At 69.3% G+C, this 16512-nt stretch carries 13 protein-coding genes; 6 read left to right on the forward strand and 7 right to left on the reverse strand.

The annotated features are described in order from the left end of the window. Positions 1–91 precede the first annotated feature (91 nt). From ACIGXP_RS17550 to ACIGXP_RS17580, 7 genes are all read right to left on the reverse strand, one after another. Positions 92–1783, reverse strand: a complete 1692-nt coding sequence (locus tag ACIGXP_RS17550; RefSeq protein WP_399769181.1) for a hypothetical protein — start codon at positions 1781–1783, stop codon at positions 92–94. 204 nt (positions 1784–1987) lie between these two features. After that, positions 1988–2797: a xanthine dehydrogenase accessory protein XdhC gene (xdhC, locus tag ACIGXP_RS17555; protein ID WP_363219539.1), complete on the reverse strand. Its 810-nt coding sequence runs from the start codon at positions 2795–2797 to the stop codon at positions 1988–1990. Position 2798: 1 nt separating this feature from the next. Beyond that, entirely contained in the window at positions 2799–5243 is a 2445-nt protein-coding gene (gene xdhB / locus ACIGXP_RS17560) for a xanthine dehydrogenase molybdopterin binding subunit (protein ID WP_363219540.1), read from the reverse strand. Next, on the reverse strand, positions 5240–6703 hold the full coding sequence (locus tag ACIGXP_RS17565; protein WP_363219541.1) for an FAD binding domain-containing protein: 1464 nt from the start codon (positions 6701–6703) through the stop codon (positions 5240–5242). Before ACIGXP_RS17565 ends, xdhB begins: the two co-directional genes overlap by 4 nt. 376 nt (positions 6704–7079) lie before the next feature. Continuing rightward, positions 7080–7616 carry a nucleotide exchange factor GrpE gene (grpE, locus tag ACIGXP_RS17570; protein ID WP_399769184.1) on the reverse strand — a complete coding sequence of 179 codons (537 nt, stop codon included), beginning with the start codon at positions 7614–7616 and terminating at the stop codon, positions 7080–7082. A 2-nt stretch (positions 7617–7618) separates the two neighbouring features. After that, a complete protein-coding gene (gene dnaK, locus ACIGXP_RS17575) occupies positions 7619–9484 on the reverse strand; it encodes a molecular chaperone DnaK (protein WP_399769186.1) in 1866 nt (621 codons plus the stop codon). 46 nt (positions 9485–9530) lie between these two features. Beyond that, positions 9531–9899 carry a J domain-containing protein gene (locus tag ACIGXP_RS17580; RefSeq protein WP_399769188.1) on the reverse strand — a complete coding sequence of 123 codons (369 nt, stop codon included), beginning with the start codon at positions 9897–9899 and terminating at the stop codon, positions 9531–9533. A gap of 172 nt (positions 9900–10071) precedes the next feature. Between ACIGXP_RS17580 and ACIGXP_RS17585 the strand changes: the two genes are divergently transcribed. The 6 genes from ACIGXP_RS17585 (at position 10072) to ACIGXP_RS17610 (ending at position 16507) form a co-directional block, all read left to right on the forward strand. Further along, entirely contained in the window at positions 10072–10536 is a 465-nt protein-coding gene (locus ACIGXP_RS17585; protein ID WP_399769191.1) for an STAS domain-containing protein, read from the forward strand. 106 nt (positions 10537–10642) lie between these two features. Then, complete coding sequence (locus ACIGXP_RS17590) at positions 10643–10795, forward strand: hypothetical protein (RefSeq protein ID WP_363218607.1); 153 nt, start codon at positions 10643–10645, stop codon at positions 10793–10795. Between the two features lie 286 nt (positions 10796–11081). Then, positions 11082–11981, forward strand: a complete 900-nt coding sequence (locus ACIGXP_RS17595; protein WP_399769193.1) for a hypothetical protein — start codon at positions 11082–11084, stop codon at positions 11979–11981. A gap of 355 nt (positions 11982–12336) precedes the next feature. Continuing rightward, positions 12337–14475: an FxsB family cyclophane-forming radical SAM/SPASM peptide maturase gene (locus tag ACIGXP_RS17600; RefSeq protein ID WP_399769195.1), complete on the forward strand. Its 2139-nt coding sequence runs from the start codon at positions 12337–12339 to the stop codon at positions 14473–14475. A gap of 146 nt (positions 14476–14621) precedes the next feature. Further along, positions 14622–15308, forward strand: coding sequence for an AAC(3) family N-acetyltransferase (locus ACIGXP_RS17605; protein ID WP_399769197.1), 687 nt, complete (start codon positions 14622–14624; stop codon positions 15306–15308). 125 nt (positions 15309–15433) lie between these two features. Continuing rightward, on the forward strand, positions 15434–16507 hold the full coding sequence (locus tag ACIGXP_RS17610) for a tyrosine-protein kinase family protein (RefSeq protein ID WP_399769199.1): 1074 nt from the start codon (positions 15434–15436) through the stop codon (positions 16505–16507). The last annotated feature ends 5 nt before the right edge of the window (positions 16508–16512 follow it).

Genomic DNA, 16512 nt, shown 5'->3' on the forward strand with positions numbered 1-16512 from the left:
CCCGGGTCAGGGTGAGGACCGATCCGTGGCGATGTCTGTGTCCGCGGGAGCAGCACCCCGGCGCCCGGCCAGCGAAGGCGGAGGCCGGCTGTCACGCAAGAGCCTTGCAGCACCCGCCTCCGCCGGCGGTGTCCGAGACCGCTCCGAGGCGGCAGAAGCAGGACGCCTCAACCGGCACGTCCGCCATCGCGACGGCGATCTTCAACTTCTGCGCCACGATCTGTGCCTCTCCCGCCTTGCCCAGCCGGACCAGGCACTCGTGCAGCCCGTGCAGGGCCCAGACGTTGTCAGGGTGCTGCAACGCGCGGGGAAGGGTGTCGTCGAGTCCCAGATCGGCCCGGTAGACCGCCTCGGCCTCCGCGACACGCCCCCGTTCCAGGAGCAGGGCGCCGTATGCGTGCCGGGTGGGCTGCATCCATCCCCACGGCTCGTCGTAGGGCAGGTTGTCATCCAGGTCGATCGACCGCTTGAGCGCGGCGAAGGCGGCGTCATGGTCGCCCTTGCGGTATGCGAGTTCACCGTCGAGCATCGCCGACGCGATCGCCAGGATGTCGGCGCAGGTGTTGTTGAACAGCATGCGTGTCTCCGGCACCCGGGCGACCGCCTCGCCCAGCAGCCGGCGTTCGGCGTCGGCTTCGGCGATATGGCCGGTGGCCGCGTACGCGACGCCTCGGGCGTAGTGCAGCATCGCCGTGCTCACGCTGTAGAGCTCCGGGTCGGCGGGCAGGGACGTCCGCAGGATGTCGTTCCAGCGGCCGAAGCGGATCAGTACATGGACCCGCATGGCGAGGAAGCCCTCCAGCCAGTCAGCCATGGGCGGACTCTGCACACGCAGCAATTCCTCGGGGATGGACGCCTCCAGCTGGGCAGCGGCCTGCAGAGCGGTCCGGAACTGGCCGAGGAACATCGCGCCGTAGATCTTGAAGTGGTAGTTGTGCGACCGGTACAGCGTGTAGAAGTTCATGGCTCCGGCCCGCGCGTGGAACTTCTCGTCGGCGACGATCGCGTCGTCGTTGTCGGACACCACTCGACGGTAGTCGCCGCAGAGCACCTCGATGTGTGACGGCATGTGCTGCAGATGGCCGGCGTCGGGCACCAGGCCGCGCAGCCGGTCGGCGACGGGCAGGGCAGCCTCGGGCGTCGGGGACATCTCCATCAGGTGGATGAACATGTGCAGGATGCCGAGGTGTTCCGCCCCGGCATCTGTCGCGATTGCCCGGTCCAGGACCGCCTTGGCCTCAAGCGTGCGGGCGCCTTCGGCCGGCGCGCCGGTCCGCAGGTTCCACAGCCGCCAGGGGGTGAGGTTCATCAGCGCGTCGGCGTACAGGGTGGTGATGTCGAGGTCGTCCCGGGCGATTTCGTGGACGGCGCGCATGCTGTCGGCGTACGGCGCGTTCCACACGGAACAGTCGTCGACGGCCTCCGCCTGCGGATATCGGCTACGCAATGCGCCGATCAGGGCTCGTTCGACGGGCGTGGCGCGGGCTTCCGCCTTCGCGTGGGCGAGTTCCACGGCGGCGTGGGTGCGTTCGACGGTGCGCGCGAGGTCCTGTTCGTCGAAGAACTCCCACGGCTTGTTGTAGTTGGGGCCGAGTGCGTAGGCGATGCCCCAGTACGCCATGGCACAGCCGGGGTCGGCCGCCGCGGCGGCTTCGAAGCAGGAGACGGCTTCCTCGTGGTTGAAGGCGTACGTCCAGACCAGTCCGCGGTCGAACCAGAGTTGTGCCTCGGGTGAGGAAGTCGTGACGGGGCGGCTGTACGTGCCGAGATCGTAGTAGTCCATGCATCGTCCCTCACCAGCCGACCGCCGAAGCGCCGGGAACCGATCGCGCTCATTACGCACAGCGTGCACGGAACAGCGTAGTGGGACGATTCATGACTTGGCCGGCAGTTCCGGGCGTCCCGTCGAATGACGTCGCCCGGAAAGGGTGCCCCGCATGTGTTCGTTCGTACGAGCGCGGGGCACCCTGTCGGCTCCGGTGGGAAGTCAGTTCCTCTCGGTCTCGAAGGTGCGCAGCAAGTCGGCGGCGACGCTCACTGCGATGGTCGCCGGTTCCTTGCCGGTGATGTCGGCCAGTCCGATCGGGGTCTTGATCCGATCGATGGTGGCCTCGTCGTGACCGCCCTCGGTGGAGAGGCGTTTGCGGAACCGTACCCACTTGGCCGCCGACCCGATCAGCCCGATGGAGCCGAGATGGGTCGTGCGCAGGGCGGCGTCGCACAGGGCGGCGTCCTCGGCGTGATCATGGGTCATGATCAGGATGTGGGTGCCGCGCGGCAAATCCTCCAGGACCTCCTCGGGCAGCAGCGGCGTGTGATGCACATGCACCTGCGCCACGGCGTCGGCCAGCACGTCGAGCCGTTCCTCGGTCAGGACGTCCGCGCGGGTGTCGATCAGATGGAGGTCGAGGTCCTGACGAGCCAGGATGCGCGCCAGTTCCAGGCCGACGTGCCCGACACCGAAGATCGCCACCGCCCGCACCACCGGCAGCGGTTCGAGCAGCACGGAGACCGTGCCACCGCAGCACTGCACGCCATGCTGGTTGGTCACTTTGTCGTTCAGGGCGAAATCGATCAGCTCGGGCTCCGGCTTGGACGCGGCGATCATCTCCCGGGCCCGATCGATCGCGACGGCCTCGACATTGCCGCCGCCGATCGAGCCCCATGTCTTGCTCTGCCCCACGACGAGTTTCGCACCGGCGTCGCGCGGGGCGTGGCCGCGCACGGTCGCGACGGTCACCAGCACGCCGGCCTCCCGGCGTGCTCGCAACCGTGCGACCGCGGCGACCCACGTCATGTCAGGCACCGCTCAACGCTTCTGCGTCAGTGCGGATCTCGCCGTTGACGTGGCCATTTCCGGCGCGGCCGTTGGCGGCGATCCCGTTGCGGGTGTGATCGACCCCGGAGGCGTCGCCCCGGCGAGCCGCCTGGATCGCCCAGTACACCGCTTCCGGTGTCGCGGGCGAGGCCAAGTCGACGCCGACCCCGCTCGGCCCGAACGCGGCGGCGGCCTGCCGCAGCGCTTCGCGCACCGAGAACGCCAGCATCAGCGGAGGCTCACCCACCGCCTTGGACCCGTACACCGCGCCCTCTTCGGTGGCGTTCTCCAGCAGCGTGACGTTGAACTCCTCGGGCATCTCCGAGAAGCTCGGCAGCTTGTAGGTGCTGGCGGCCTGGGTCAGCAGCCGGCCGCGGTTCGGTCCGTCGCCGGTGTCCCAGCGCAGGTCCTCGAGCGTCAGCCAGCCGGCGCCCTGCACGAAACCGCCCTCGACCTGACCGATGTCGATCATCGGGGAGAGGCTGTCGCCGACATCGTGCACGATGTCCACCCGTCGGATGCGGTAGGCGCCGGTGAAGCCGTCGACCTCCACCTCCGTCGCGGCGGCGCCATGGGCGAAGTACTTGAACGGCGAGCCCCTGAAGGTCTTCGCGTCCCAGTGCAGCCCCTCGGTCCGGTAGTAACCGGCCGCCGACAGCTGGACTCGCTGGAAGTACGCGGTGCGCACCAGGTCGTCCCAGGCCAGTTCCCTGTCGCTGCCGAGGGCCCGCGCGACGCCCTCGACGATGCGTACGTCCGAGGCGTTCGCACCCAGCTGGGTGGCGGCCACCTGGAGCAGCCGCTCGCGCAGCTGCTCGCAGGCGTTCTTCACCGCGCCGCCGTTGAGGTCCGCCCCGGAACTGGCAGCGGTGGCGGAGGTGTTGGGCACCTTGTCGGTGCGCGTCGGGGCCAGCCGCACCTTGTGCAGCGGGATGCCCAGCGTGGTCGCGGCCACCTGCAGCATCTTGGTGTGCAGGCCCTGACCCATCTCGGTGCCGCCGTGGTTGATCAGGACCGAGCCGTCCTTGTAGATCAGCACCAGCGCGCCGCCCTGGTTGAAGGCGGTGAGGTTGAACGAGATGCCGAACTTGATGCCGGTGATCGCGAGCGCCCGCTTGGTGTGCGGGTGCGCTGCGTTGAAGGCGGCGATCTCGCGCTTGCGGTCGGCGATGCCGGCGTCGGCCTGAACCTGCTGCCAGACGGTGGAGATCCGCTCGGGCTGCGTGACCGGCTGTCCGTACGGCGTCGTCTGGCCCTGGCCCGGCTGGTAGAAGTTGCGTTCCCGCAACTCCATGGGATCCAGGCCGAGCAGCGGGGCGCAGCGGCCCAGGATGTCCTCGATCACCAGCATGCCCTGCGGTCCGCCGAAGCCGCGGAAGGCGGTGTTGGAGACCGTGTTGGTCTTGGCGATGCGACCGGCGACGCGCGCGTTGGGGATCCAGTAGGTGTTGTCGATGTGGCACAGCGCGCGGGCCAGCACCGGCTCGGAGAGGTCCAGGCTCCAGCCTCCGTCCGCGGTCAGGGTGGCGTCCAGGGCCTGGATACGGCCGTCCGCGTCGAAGCCGATCTTCCACTGGGCGTGGAACCCGTGCCGCTTGCCGGACATGGTGAGGTCCTGCGTCCGGTTGAGCCGGAACCGTACCGGGCGGCCGGTCAGCTTGGCACCGAGCGCGGCGACGGCCGCGAAGCCGTGCGGCTGCATCTCCTTGCCGCCGAAGCCGCCGCCCATCCGCAGGCACTGCACGGTCACCTCGTGCGCGGGCACCCCGAGCACGTGCGAGACGATCTCCTGGGTCTCCGACGGGTGCTGGGTGCTGCTCTGGATGAACACCTGCCCGTTCTCGTCGACTTGGGCCAGCGCCGCGTGCGTTTCGAGATAGAAGTGCTCCTGGCCGGCGAACTGGAACTCGCCGGTGAACACGTGTGCGGAGTCGGCGAAGCCCGCGTCGACGTCGCCGGCCACCATCACGGGCTGGGCACCGTGATAACTGCCGGCCGCGATCGCGTCCTGCAACGTGATCAGGGAGGGCGCTTCATCGAGTTCCACCTCGACGGCCGCCGCACCGAGCCGGGCGGCCTCCAGCGTCTCGCCGAGCACCCAGGCGACCGCGTGGCCGTGGAACATGACCTCGTCGGGGAAGAGAGGCTCGTCGTGCTTCATGCCGGCGTCGTTGACGCCGGGTACGTCGGCACCGGTCAGGACGCGCACCACACCGGGCACGGCGAGCGCCGGCTCGGTGCGCAGCGCCGTGATCCTGCCGCGGGCCTTCATGACCTGGACCGGGTAGGCGTGCAGCACGTCCTTGGTCCGGTGGATCAGGTCGTCGGTGTAGAGCGCGGCGCCGGTGACGTGCAGGTTGGCGCTCTCGTGCGGCATCGAAACGCCGACGACCGGCTTTTCGGGGCGCTCGGACAGATGGCTCATGACGACACCGCCTCGGTGGTCTGTGCGTACAGCTTCAGCAGGCTCTGGCCGAGCATCGCGGCGCGGTAGTCGGCGCTGGCGCGGTGATCGCTCATCGGCGTGCCCTGGGACTGCAGCACCTGTGCCGCGGCCTCGACGGTCTCCGTCACCCACGGCTTGCCCTCCAGGGCCGCCTCGGTGGCGAGGGCGCGGATCGGGGTGGCGGCCACGCCGCCCAGGCCGATGCGCGCCTTGCGGACGATCCCGTCCTCGATGTCGAGGGCGAACGCGACCGCCACGCTGGAGATGTCGTCGAAGCGCCGCTTGGCGATCTTGTGGAAGGCCGTGACGGGCGACAGCGGGAGCGGGATGCGCACCGCGCGGATCAGTTCGCCGGGGCGGCGCACGCTTTGGCGGTAGCCGGTGAAGTAGTCGGCCAGCGGAACCACCCGCTCACCGTCGGCGTCGGCGAGCACCACCGAGGCCTCCAGCGCGAGCAGCACCGGCGGGCTGTCACCGATGGGGGAGCCGGTACCCAGGTTGCCGCCGAGGGTCGCGCTGTTGCGGATGAGCCGGGAGGCGAACTGCGGGAACAGCTGTGCCAGCAGCGGGACGGTGCCGTCGAGGCGGCGTTCGATCTCGGTGAGCGTCTGCGCCGCCCCGATCTCGATGTGGTCGGACTCGACGCGCAGCTCCCGCAGTTCGGGCAGGCGGTCGATGGCGACCACGCAATTGGCCCGGCGCGAACGGATGTTGACCTCCACGCCCCAGTCGGTGCTGCCGGCGACCACCACCGCGTCCGGCCGCTCGCGCAGCAGCCGCAGCGTGTCCGCGAGGGTGCCCGGCCGCAGGAACGCACTGTCGTCCTGGGCGTATTCGGTGGCGACCGGCTCGGGCGGGGACTGCTCGCGACGCTGCGCCAGCGGGTCGTCCTCGGTGGGCGCGCCGACAGCGAACGCGGCATCGCGGATGGGGCGGTAACCGGTGCAGCGGCACAGGTTTCCGCTCAGCGAGTGCAGGTCGAAACCGTTCGGACCGTGCTCGGCGTCGGCGCTGTCGGCCGAGTCGGCGTGCGCGCAGCGGTCGGGCCGGTAGTACTCGGCGGCCATGCTGCAGATGAATCCCGGCGTGCAGTAACCGCACTGGGAGCCGCCGCGGACCGCCATCTCCTCCTGCACCGGGTGCAGGGTGGGAGGCGTGCCGGGTTCACCGTCGGTGGCGAGGCCTTCGGAGGTGACGATCTCCTGACCGTCGAGCGCCGCAACCGGGACCAGGCAGGCGTTGACCGCCACCCAGTCGGTGGGCTTGTTCACCCCGGGACGGGCCACCAGGACCGAACAGGCGCCGCACTCACCCTCCGCGCAGCCCTCCTTGGTGCCGGTGAGGCCACGCTCGCGCAGGAAATCCAGAACCGTGGTGTGAGGAGCAGCGGGCGAAATCGGTGTTTCTTTCCCGTTGACCGTGATCCGCGCCGCTACCATGACGGGCCTTCGTTTCTGTGCGTGATCGGTCGATTCATCATGTTCGCCAATTTCAGGCAGCTTTCTGTGTTCAGACGCGCCAGGTGAGACAAGCAGGCGCAAAAACGGCACGCAACAGCGGCGTGCGAGAAGGTGGTGACGGAAAGCCCGAATGTGCCACGGACGGGCACACCAGAACGGCGTGCTCAGCAGCCGTGCGCGATCCGACCCGGAACCCAGACCGTGCACTGGGCGAGGCGACCGAGATCAGAGCAGGTGTACATCCGCTGGTCGCCTCCTTTCGGTAGTCATGGATCGGCTACCGCAAGCTAGTGGCTTGGGCCACAGAGGTCAAGAGTTCGATCCCGCGACGTACGCCGTCGGACCAGTCCGACTGTCATGTCACCCCCTGCGGGTGCCAGGAGCAGCTTCGGTGGCGCTGGGGCCCGCCGGCCGTGGTGAGCGGGTTTCTCGCGGGTGGAGCCGGGCCGGTGACCTCCACGGTGGCCGGACGCAGCAGATGCTCACCGAGCCGGTAACCGGGGCGGAGGACCGCCGAGCAGACCAGTCGATCCCTATCAGGGGACACGTGGTGCGCCAGGGCGTCATGACAGTCGGGGTCGAACGGATCGCCCACCTCACCGAACGACGTGACGCCCAACGAGCCGAGCTGCTCCTGCAGGCTGTCAGTGATGTCCTTCAGACCGGGCGTCAGCGGCTCGTGCGCCAACGCCCGGTCGACGGCGTCCAGCACGGGCAGCAGCGCCCGCACCACGTTGGCCACCGCTATCTCGCGTACGGCCAGGCGGTCCCGCCGGACCCGCTTGCGGTAGTTGTCGTACTCGGCCTTCACCCGCTGCAGGTCGGCGGTCCGCTCCTCCACCAGGCGCCGCAGCTGTTCCAGGTCGGTGCTCCGCGGACCGCTCCCGGTCATCGTCAGCCAGCCTCCGGCTTGTCGTCGTCCACGATCTCGGCGTCCACCACCTCGTCCTCGGACGACCCACCGCTCGTACCACCGCCCGCGGACGCGCCGGCCGGCTGCTCGGCCCGCGACTTCTCATACAGGGCGGTGCCGATCTTCTGCGCGGCCTGCGCGGTGCGGTCGACGGCCTGCCGGATCGCCGCCGTGTCCGCGTTCTCGTCCTTCAGCTTCTCCTTCAGCTCGGCCAGCGCCGTCTCCGTCTCGCTCTTGGCGTCGGCCGGGATGTTCTCGGTGTTGTCCTTCAGGAGCTTCTCGGTGGAGTAGACGAGCTGTTCGCCCTGGTTGCGGGTCTCGGCCGCCTCACGGCGCCGACGGTCCTCCTCGGCGTGCTGCTCGGCCTCGCGGACCATGCGGTCGATGTCGTCCCTGGGCAGCGCCGAGCCGCCGGTCACCGTCATCTTCTGTTCCCTGCCGGTGCCCAGGTCCTTGGCGGAGACGTGCATGATGCCGTTGGCGTCGATGTCGAAGGCCACCTCGATCTGCGGCACCCCGCGCGGCGCCGGAGCGATACCGGTCAGCTCGAACATGCCGAGCTTCTTGTTGTACGCCGCGATCTCCCGTTCGCCCTGGAAGACCTGGATCGTCACCGAGGGCTGGTTGTCCTCGGCCGTGGTGAAGATCTCCGAACGGCGGGTCGGGATCGTCGTGTTGCGCTCGATCAGCTTGGTCATGATGCCGCCCTTGGTCTCGATACCGAGGGACAGCGGGGTGACATCGAGGAGCAGGACGTCCTTGACCTCGCCCTTGAGGACACCGGCCTGCAGCGAGGCACCCACGGCCACGACCTCGTCCGGGTTGACGCCCTTGTGCGGATCCTTGCCGGTCAGCTCCTTCACCAGCTCGGTCACCGCCGGCATCCGGGTCGAGCCGCCCACCAGGACGACGTGGTCGATGTCGGACACCTTGATCCCGGCGTCCTTGATCGCGTTGTGGAACGGTGCCTTGCACCGCTCCAGCAGGTCGGCAGTGAGCTGCTGGAACTGGGCGCGGGTCAGTTTCTCGTCCAGGTGCAGCGGGCCCTCGGCCGAGGCGGTGATGTAGGGCAGGTTGATGGTGGTCTCGGTGGACGAGGACAGCTCGACCTTCGCCTTCTCCGCCGCCTCCCTCAGGCGCTGCACGGCCATCTTGTCCTTGGCCAGATCGACGCCGTAATGGTTCTTGAACTGCTTGACCAGGTGGTCGACGATCCGCTGGTCCCAGTCGTCACCGCCGAGGTGGGTGTCGCCGTTGGTGGCCTTGACCTCGATGACGCCCTCACCCATCTCCAGCAGCGACACGTCGAAGGTCCCGCCGCCCAGGTCGAAGACGAGGACCGTCTGGTCGTTCTCCTTGTCCAGCCCGTACGCCAGCGCGGCGGCCGTCGGCTCGTTGATGATCCGCAGCACGTTCAGCCCCGCGATCTCACCGGCCTCCTTGGTCGCCTGCCGCTGGGCGTCGTCGAAGTACGCGGGCACGGTGATCACCGCATCCGTGACGTCCTCGCCCAGGTACGCCTCCGCGTCCCGCTTCAGCTTCTGCAGCACGCGCGCGGAGATCTCCTGCGCGGTGTAGCGCTTGCCGTCGACGTCCCCGTGCTCGGGAAAACGCCAGGCATGGTCACCCATGTGCCGCTTGACCGAGCGCGCGGTGCGCTCCACGTTCGTCACGGCCTGCCGCTTGGCGACCTCGCCGACGAGGACCTCACCGTTCTTGGAGAACGCCACCACCGACGGCGTGGTCCGGGCGCCCTCGGTGTTGGTGATGACGGTGGGCTCGCCGCCCTCAAGGACCGAGACCACCGAGTTCGTCGTACCCAGGTCGATACCAACCGCACGTGCCATCTGTGCTCTCCCTCCTCACCCATGCCCTGCTTCGCGTCTCTGCTCCTCATCGGGATGTCCGCTCCCACCGGACGGGACCGGCGCGCAGCGGAGGCTCGGGGCGGGCGGTCCCGAGTACCACGAGGTACGTCCGCGCGCGTCCTGCCGGCCGCGCGAGGACAGGCCCGCGGTCGTGTGCCCGCCCGGCCATCCGCTGGTACGTCTGGTCGTAGGCCGCGCGCAGGACCGGATCGCGGAGCGTCTCGTACGCCGCCCGCACCTCACCGAACCGTTCGGCGGTGACCGCATCGACGCGGGTGTCCGGGCGTAGCTCCCGCACCCGGGCGCGGAAGGCGGAGGTGATCACCTCGACCGTCGCCGAGGGCTCCACCCCCAGCACCGCGTACAGGTCCGCTCCCTGGTCCCGCACCTGCATCCCGCCACCTCCTCACCTGCTGCGAGGTGCGCTTTCACCCTTACTTGCCTCTAGTCCTGAAATAAAACCTGAGCCACATCTTGTCAAGGTTTGCCCTGCGGAGGTATAGGGATGGTCAGTGACATTCCGGGCTCCAGGAGTCCGCAGGCGCTGAGCGGCAGGAGTGGAAACCATGGCTCTGTTCCTCGCCTCGCACTGGGAGAACGGCTGGGCCGTGATGGAGATCAAAGGGGCCCTGGACACCAGCACCGCCCGCGAGCTGTGTGACTTCGTGGCCACCGTCACCGCCAAGCACCGGCACCTGCTCAACCTGATCGTGGACCTGTCCGAGCTGACCTGGGCAGACGCCGGTGGCCTCAGTGGCCTGATGTCCGTGCGTGCATTGCTGGACGAGGACGAGGGTGAACTGCGCCTGGTCTGCCCCGAAGGGCGGGTGGAGCGGCTCCTGCACAGCAGCGGACTCGCCCAGGCCCTGCCCGTTCACCCCTCGCTCGACGCCGCCCTCGCAGCGCCCCGGACCACACTCGCCGACGACCCTCCTGATCGGCCTGTTCAGCCCGAACCGCGTGCGAGAGTGGTGCCGCCCATGGGGACTCCAGGAGCATCGCTGCGGCCGCCGGATCTCACCGCGCGATGAAGCGCCGTGGCCTCACTCGTGGACTGTGTGAGCTGCGGCATTGCCGACGGGAGCGGCGAGCCCGCACGATGAGGCGGACGACGGGCGTCAAGGAAAGCAGCTCCTCATGGGTGATCATGTGCATGTGCGACTCAGCCAGGGGCTGAGCGTGTCGGAAGAAGGGGAACTGGTCGAGTACTCGCGCTGCCCGTGCGGTGCCACCTTCACCAAGGTGTTCGACGCCGACGGCGGGGAGCCGGAGTACCCGAGCCGCTCCTGAACCGGCGTGCCCGGCGCGCTGCCCTGCCCTTGCCGCTCTGCGGACATGGACCCTCACCCGGATGGCCGAACCGTCGGTAGACCGTTTCCGTGCCATGACAGCGCGGGGCGGGCCGGGCTCCAGTACCGTCGCTGCCCACGGGCGAGCATGCTCCCGGCGGGTGATCTTGGCGCGGGATTCGCAGGATGATCCCGGCTGCTGAGCCGCAGGAGGACGGCCGGCTGTGCAGCCGTACGTTCTGCGCGGCTGAACGCCGCCCGATCCCCTAGGCAGGGAGCAGTCCCCCATGGCGATGACGCAGACCTTGATTCCCGCGCTCGAGGATGCCCACCACGCCCATGCCGCGGCGCGCGACCGACTGCGGGCGGATGCGGCTCTCGCGCCGCCCGGTCCCCATCGGCAGATGCTCGAGCGCCAGGCCGACGACATGCAGGACCGTGTGCACCGCATCGAACGCCATGTCAGCGGACTGCAGCCGCGCGGACTGCTGGGCGGCGTGACCGACATGGCGCGGTTCGCCGCCCGTACCACCTGGAGAGCGGCGACGCTCCCGCTGACCATCGGGCAGAAGACCGTGACCGGCGTGCTGCGCGGCCGAGGGCCGGCCGACGAGCGGCAGATGCTGAGGAACACCGAGGACGAGTACGCCGTAGCGGCCCGGGCCCTGGCCACGACGCGGGCCGGCGAAGTTCTCGCCGACCAGGCCGAGGACCGCGCCACCCTCGACCTGCTCCAGGAAATGCGCCGCCAGGACCAGGAGCTGCTGGCCCTGCTCGAGGACAGCCTCGCCCGGCAGGCCCGAACCGTGGCCGCCGCAAGCGACGGATTCCGCGTGGAACAGACGGCGAAGGGCGGCCTCGCCCATGCGGCCACCCGCCCGCTGCGGGCCGTCGTCAACCGGCTGAGCCGGGCGGAACGCCCCGAACAGCGCCTCGCCGTCGAAGACGAGCCGGTGGCTTACAGGCCCGAAGTGAGTGCCGCGGCCGAGCAGATCCAGGGAGCGGTCAGCAGCGAGGAAAGCCTGCCCATCGCCGGCTTCAGCCAGCTCAGCGTCGAGGAGATCGAGCGGCGCCTCCCCCTGCTGTCCGAGTCCGACCTGCACATTCTCGAGGGTTACGAGCGCACGCACGCGCACCGCAGGGGTGTCCTGGAGGCCATCGAGCGGCTGAGCTCCAGCCGGTCGTGATCTCTCCGACGCAGTAGCCGAAACGGCACTTTTCTTCGGGCGTCGAAGCCACGATGATGGGTGCTCGGTGGCCCGGTGCCACGGTTCGACCGCTCCTGTGCATCCTCCACGAGATGGCGAAGGAGATACCGATGAGCGCAGCCGGAGAGTCCCCCCTCGGAGGTACAAGCGAGTTGCTCACGACGACCGCACAGACCTCGCCTCTCAGCACGTGCGTTCCCGACTGCACCGTTACGCCTCTGGAAGACCTGGCCGTATACGACTGCCCCGTGCTCAGTCGACTGCTGCCGTCCCGGCACCTCTGCGGCCCGGAATTCAACTCCGCCATCTGAACGGGCCACGCCGGCATCCGCCCATGACGCCCGGGCCGAGAGCCTTTCGCCAGTTCGTTCTCAAGGTGCACAGCAGGTGCGACTTGGCGTGCGACCACTGCTACGTCTACCGGCACGCCGACCAGAGTTGGCGGCGGCGTCCTCCTGTCATGCCGGAGGACGTGGTGGCGGCAACGGTGTCACGGATCGCCGAGCACGCCCGCGCTCACCCCGAACTTCCCCGTGTGCACGTCGTTCTGCACGGCGGTGAGCCTTTGCTCGCGGGCCGAGAACGGCTGGCACGGATCGCCTCCGCATTGCGCGGGGCGCTGGACGGAGTGTGTGATCTCGACCTGCGCATGCAGACCAACGGACTCCGGCTGGACGGCGACTTCTGCGACGTACTGGCCCGGGAGGCGATCCACACCGGAATCTCCCTGGATGGGGACCGTGCTTCCCACGACCGGCATCGCAGACGTGCCAACGGAACGGGGTCGTACGACGCGGTGGTCCGCGCCGTACGGCTCATCGGGTCGCCTGCGTACCGCCGCATATTCGCGGGCCTGCTGTGCACGGTCGACGTCGAGAACGATCCAGTCGGCGTGTACCGGGCTCTGGTGGCGCTCGATCCGCCACGCGTGGACTTCCTCCTGCCCCATGCGACCTGGGATCACCCTCCCTCACGGCTGAGCGGGCATCCCCACGCGTACGCACGGTGGCTGACGACTGTGTATGACCTGTGGACCGCCGACGGCAAGCCGTTCAGCGTTCGCCTCTTCGATTCGATCGAGGCCGGGCGGGACGGAAGGCGATCTCTCACCGAGGCGCTCGGACTCGGCAGCCCCGACCTGGTCGTCGTCGAGACGGACGGCGAGATCGAGCAGGCCGACTGGCTCAAGACAGCAGGGCAGGACGCGCCACGGACCGGATTCCACGTACTGCGGCACTCGTTCGACGAGGCGGCGGGCCACCCCGGCTTCCTCGTCCAGCAGGCCGGCATCACCGGCCTGTCCCGGACGTGCCGGGAATGCCGGGTGGTACGGATCTGCGGCGGTGGGCTGTACGCCCACCGGTACCGCTCGGCCAACGGCTTCGACAACCCGTCGGTGTACTGCGGCGATCTCATCCGCTTGATCGACCACTGTCTTCAGAGCGCCCGCCCGCGGCCGGTCGGCCATGCGCACCGGCTCACGTCGCACGGCTTCGACTCGCTCGCGGCGGGGGCCGGCGACGCCGACGTGCTGCGTGAGCTCGTGAGAGCGGAGTCAAGTATCTGCAGGGTGCTCTTCGCCGCACTCTGTGCGCGGTATCGGGGGCCGGAAGCGGACGCCGTGACCCGCATGGACCGGCGATGGCCCGGTGCGACGACGCAGGTTCTCCGCCATCCGTACCTCCGCCATTGGTCGGCGCGCGCCCTCGAAGGACACCTGGTCCGTGACGCGGTCCGGCAGCGGCTCGTGGAGATCGCTGTGGCCGTCGCGCTGCGGACCGGTGCCGATCTCACAGTCGGACTGCCCGCGACCGCGCAGGCCGTCCATGTCCCGGGCCACGGCCGACTGGTCCTGCCGCCCCGTCCGGAGAACCGTGAGCTGATCGTCCGCGGCGGGGCCCTGATGCTGCGCGTCCGTGATCGCTCGCTGCCGATTCCGGTGACCGGGACCTCGCCTGGTCTGCCGGACTGGGAACCGGTGCGCAGCGTTGTCATGGACGGGTTCCGCATCCTCGTGGAGGACGGTGACCCGCATCGGGACGCTTTCATGGCCACTCCGGCGCCACGGCTGAACGAGGAGGAGTACGGCCGGTGGCAACGGCTGTTCGCCGAAGCCGCCGTCCATGTCCGTGACCGGCACGGCGACCGTGCCGCGGGCGTCCGCGCGCTGCTCACCGTCTGCACACCCATCAGCGGTCCGGGGGAACAGGGCGTTGTGGCCGCCGGCCCGGATGCCTTCGGTGCCTTGGGGCTGTCCCTGCCGGCCACCGCCGGCTCGCTGGCCGCGCTGCTCGTCGACGGAGTGCAGCAGATGAAGTTCAACGCCCTGTCGGACCTGTTCGACCTGGCCGCAACCCGCGAGGCGAAGGACGGGCTGCGGTCTGCATATCTGGGCCGAACACCGCTTGGGACGCTGCCTGCCGGAGACCTGACCGACCACGGGCGCCGGATGGCCGACAGGCTGTGGAGCTGACCGCCGATGTTCAGTGAGGCCTCGCTCAGTGCCGAACTGAGAAGTCTGGGGTGTGGTCGAAGGCCGACCCTCCTGGTGCACGCGTCGCTGCGGTCTGTGGGAACGGTGAGCGGCGGTGCCCTCACGGTCGTGCGCGCCTTCGCGACGTGCTCGGCAGCGACGGCACACTGGTCGTCCCCACCTTCACACCGGGCAACTCACTGACCTCCCGCACCTACCTCGCCAGAACCCGGGGCATGTCGAAGCGTCAACTCAGCGCACACCACGCCCGGATGACGCCATTCCACGCTGCGTCCACGCCGTCGGAGGGAATGGGAGCGATCGCCGAGCAGGTGCGTACCGCCGTGGGAGCAGCACGCAGCGACCACCCCCAGACGTCCTTTGCCGCGCTCGGCCCGGGCGCCAAGAGGACTGTCGCGCATCATGCACGGGACTGCCTGCTGGGTGAGCGATCCCCCCTGGGCCGCCTGTACGACGGCGATGCGGACATTCTGCTGCTGGGCGTGGGCTTCGAGGTCTGCACCGCCTTCCATCTGGCGGAATACCGTCTGCCCGCCCCTACGCGCCGGTACGACTGCAGGGTCATGGGGCGGAGTGGCCCACGCTGGACGAGCTTCGTGGACGTGGATCTCGACGACAGCGACTTCGGCGAACTGGGCCGGTGGCTGGAGACATCGACACACCACGGCCGTGACCCTGTCGCACGAGGCCGTGTCGGAGCCGCCGACAGCCGGCTGATCCCCCTGCGCTGGGCCGTCGACGGCGCCGTCGCATGGATGGCCGCCGGCCGCAACAGACCCCGCATCCCAACGGGGCAGGCCGACCGTGCCTGAAACCCAGGCTTCGTAAAACTCGCCGACGGCGCGGCCCACCAGTACCTGTACCGGGTTACGCTGCGATCCTCGACCCCGTCCTCCCGGGACGCGTCCGACGCCCAGGGTGACCAGGAGGCCCAGCCGTGACCGGCCCGCTCGCCCGCCCCGAGGGCGGCAAGATCGTCACGTTCTACAGCTACAAGGGTGGCGTCGGCCGCACCATGGCGCTCGCCAACACCGCCTGGATCATGGCCTCGCAGGGCAGGCGGGTCCTGGTGGTCGACTGGGATCTGGAGGCGCCGGGGCTGGACCGCTTCCTGTATCCGTTCCTGGAACCGAACGCACTGCGCGACCGCCCCGGAGTCCTGGACCTGCTCAACGACTACCTGCTGCGGGTCGACTCCCGGTGGGGCAGCGGACACCCCGACGCCACCGAGGAGGCCACCGCATGGATCAGCGGCCAGGCCGACATCAGCAGAGCCGTGTCCCCGTTGCAATGGGCCTTTCCGGCCGGCGGCCGACTCGACTTCATCTCGGGAGGCCGCCAGGACCGCAATTACTCCTCCGTCTTCTCCCAGTTCAACTGGGACCGCTTCTACGAGGACCAGTACGGCGGCCAGTTCCTGGACGCGCTGTGCGTCGGGTTCCGCAGAGGATACGACTACGTCCTCGTCGACAGCCGCTCCGGCCTGAGCGACATGTCCGACGTCTGCACCATCCACTTCCCCGACGTCCTGGTGAACTGCTTCACGCACAACGACCAGAGCATCGAGGGCGCGGCGGCCGTCGCCCGCCGGGTGGCGGACACCTACGGGAACCGCCGCATCCGGATCCTGCCGGTGCCCATGCGGGTGGAGGACTCCGATGCGGACCGGTTGGAGGCCGCGCGCGCCAAGGTCCGCCTCGCCTTCGACCAGTCGCTGGGCCGCACCTCGCACGTCGACCCGCGCCACTACTGGGGCAACATGGAGGTCCCGTACAAACCCACGTACGCCTACGAGGAGATCCTCGCAACCTTCCGTGACGAGCCGGGCGTCCCGGCCTCCCTGCTCGCGGCCTGTGAACGACTGACGGCGGTCATCACCGAGGGCGACGTGACCTCCATGGCCCCGATGACCGGGGCGCAGCGACGGCACTACCTGGAGGCCGTCGTCCGACGACGGTCGCCGCCTCCCACTCATGTGTTCCTGAGCCATGTGCCCGAGGACCGGATGTGAGCCGA

It is taken from the genome of Streptomyces sp. NPDC053069 (assembly GCF_044546895.1).
In the GTDB taxonomy this organism is placed as follows: domain Bacteria; phylum Actinomycetota; class Actinomycetes; order Streptomycetales; family Streptomycetaceae; genus Streptomyces.

Coding starts and splice junctions, on each gene's coding strand:
- ACIGXP_RS17550 (WP_399769181.1), bottom strand. CDS start 1,783: ATGGACTACTACGATCTCGGCACGTACAGCCGCCCCGTCACGACTTCC.
- xdhB (WP_363219540.1), bottom strand. CDS start 5,243: ATGAGCCATCTGTCCGAGCGCCCCGAAAAGCCGGTCGTCGGCGTTTCG.
- xdhC (WP_363219539.1), bottom strand. CDS start 2,797: ATGACGTGGGTCGCCGCGGTCGCACGGTTGCGAGCACGCCGGGAGGCC.
- dnaK (WP_399769186.1), bottom strand. CDS start 9,484: ATGGCACGTGCGGTTGGTATCGACCTGGGTACGACGAACTCGGTGGTC.
- ACIGXP_RS17600 (WP_399769195.1), top strand. CDS start 12,337: ATGACGCCCGGGCCGAGAGCCTTTCGCCAGTTCGTTCTCAAGGTGCAC.
- grpE (WP_399769184.1), bottom strand. CDS start 7,616: ATGACCGGGAGCGGTCCGCGGAGCACCGACCTGGAACAGCTGCGGCGC.
- ACIGXP_RS17580 (WP_399769188.1), bottom strand. CDS start 9,899: ATGCAGGTGCGGGACCAGGGAGCGGACCTGTACGCGGTGCTGGGGGTG.
- ACIGXP_RS17590 (WP_363218607.1), top strand. CDS start 10,643: ATGGGTGATCATGTGCATGTGCGACTCAGCCAGGGGCTGAGCGTGTCG.
- ACIGXP_RS17585 (WP_399769191.1), top strand. CDS start 10,072: ATGGCTCTGTTCCTCGCCTCGCACTGGGAGAACGGCTGGGCCGTGATG.
- ACIGXP_RS17595 (WP_399769193.1), top strand. CDS start 11,082: ATGGCGATGACGCAGACCTTGATTCCCGCGCTCGAGGATGCCCACCAC.
- ACIGXP_RS17565 (WP_363219541.1), bottom strand. CDS start 6,703: ATGGTAGCGGCGCGGATCACGGTCAACGGGAAAGAAACACCGATTTCG.